Source organism: Hallella bergensis DSM 17361, assembly GCF_000160535.1.
GTDB lineage: Bacteria > Bacteroidota > Bacteroidia > Bacteroidales > Bacteroidaceae > Prevotella > Prevotella bergensis.
This window is the reverse complement of the sequence record NZ_GG704781.1, coordinates 988205-990313: the sequence shown is the minus strand read 5'-3', so window position 1 is coordinate 990313 and position 2109 is coordinate 988205. Positions and strand designations below refer to the sequence as shown.

2 protein-coding genes are annotated in these 2109 nt (G+C 52.1%); both read left to right on the top strand.

Annotated features, from left to right (window positions below; genetic code table 11):
* A partial coding sequence (locus tag HMPREF0645_RS07920) for an alpha-isopropylmalate synthase regulatory domain-containing protein (RefSeq protein ID WP_007174431.1) occupies positions 1-796 on the top strand: 796 nt, incomplete at its 5' end.
* 104 nt (positions 797-900) lie between these two features.
* Positions 901-1953 (top strand): 3-isopropylmalate dehydrogenase, encoded by a 1053-nt coding sequence (gene leuB / locus HMPREF0645_RS07915; RefSeq protein WP_007174430.1) that lies wholly within the window; start codon positions 901-903, stop codon positions 1951-1953.
* The last annotated feature ends 156 nt before the right edge of the window (positions 1954-2109 follow it).

Genomic DNA, 2109 nt, shown 5'->3' with positions numbered 1-2109 from the left:
TCAGTTGCATGTCAGGACCAATATCAACGAGAGTCAGCTTAACATGATCAGTCGTGTGGTGGAAGATCACAGCGGCATTGCCGTGGCTCCCAACCAACCGATTGTTGGCGAGAATGTCTTTACACAGGTGGCTGGAGTTCATGCTGATGGTGACAACAAGGACAATCTCTACTGCAACGAATTGAAACCCGAACGTTTCGGTCGGAAGCGTGCGTATGCCTTGGGAAAGAACTCCGGCAAGGCCAATATTGAGAAAAACCTTGAGGAACTGGGTATGGAACTCACCCCTGAGCAAACCCGAATGGTGACGCAGCGAATCACTGAACTTGGCGATCGCAAGGAGTTTGTGACCCAGGCCGATCTGCCGTTCATCGTTTCTGATGTGCTCAAGCATAACACGCAGGAGGATTGTGTGAAGCTCCTGAGCTATATGGTCTCCACTTCATATGGGCTAAAACCCATTGCCAGCATCAAGGTGGAAATCAACGGAAAGGACTATATGGGCGAGTCGACCGGAGACGGGCAGTACGACGCGTTTGTCAAGGCACTGCGCAAGATTTATAAGGAAAACCTGAACCGCACCTTCCCGAGATTGGCCAACTATACCGTGTCCATACCGCCGGGCGGCCATACCGATGCCCTTGTGCAGACCGTGATCACTTGGCACGAAGAGTCTGGACGCATGATTCGTACCCAAGGATTGGATGTCGATCAGACAGAATCGGCCATCAAGGCCACTTTTAAAATGCTGAACATTGTGGAAAATGAGGTTGCAGACAGGAAATTTCCTAACTGACAACGCCAGGACTGCTGATGCTTCACGGACTGTCTTGTTCGTTTGCACCATAACATCCGCAATCTCCAGAACAACAGAACAACAACCCAAAAAAATTATAGACTATGAAATTGAACATTGCAGTTCTTGCCGGCGACGGTATCGGGCCGGAGATTATGCCCCAAGCCATCGGAGTGCTCAACGCTGTGGGTAAGAAATTCAACCATGAATTTGTGTACAAGGAGGCTCTTTGCGGTGCTCATGCCATCGACGAGGTGGGCGACCCGTTCCCCGAAGAAACCTTCAAGGTGTGCATGGATGCCGATGCAGTACTCTTTGCTGCAGTGGGCGACCCGCGCTTCGACAATGATCCCACGCTGAAAGTGCGCCCCGAGACCGGCCTCCTGGCCATGCGCAAACAGCTCGGCCTCTTTGCCAATGTGCGCCCCGTGGCCACGTTCGACTGCTTGCTCCATAAGTCGCCGCTCAAGGAGGAGATCATCAAGGGAGCCGACTTTGTGGTGATACGTGAACTGACCGGCGGCATGTATTTCGGAGAAAAGTATCAGGACAACGACAAGGCCTACGATACCGATATATATCACCGTCATGAGATAGAGCGCATCCTGAAGGTGGCTTTCGAGTTTGCGATGAACCGCAACAAGCACCTTACGGTGGTCGACAAGGCCAACGTGCTGGCCAGTTCGCGCCTTTGGCGTCAAATTGCGCAGGAGATGGAACCGCAATATCCTGAGGTCAGCGTAGACTATATGTTCATCGACAATGCCTCCATGCGCGTGCTCACCGAACCTCGATTCTTCGATGTCATCGTTACCGAGAATACTTTTGGCGACATCCTGACTGACGAGACCAGTGCCATTACCGGTTCCATGGGGCTCCAGCCCTCGTCCTCGCTTGGTGAGCACACCCCGCTTTTCGAACCGGTGCATGGTTCCTGGCCCCAGGCAGCGGGCAAGAACATCGCCAACCCCATGGCCATGATTCTATCTGCCGCCATGATGCTCGAGCATTTTGGACTGAAAGAGGAGGGGGCAGCCATTCGCAAGGCATGTGACGACGCACTCGAGAACAACATTCGCACACCCGAAATTCAAGTAGAAGGTGTCCGAAGTTATGGCACCAAGGAAATAGGGGAGTGGATAGCCAACCGAATCTAAACACTTCTGCCGGCCGATGGCAATCGGTGAAAGAAGTTAAGCATAAATCGAAAAACCGCGCGGAACAACATATTCTGTGCGGTTTTTTCTTGGTCGTATTGCAGGCCTGCATCATATGTTGTCAGGCAACGCAAGTCGTTATGTATTGGCAATTCA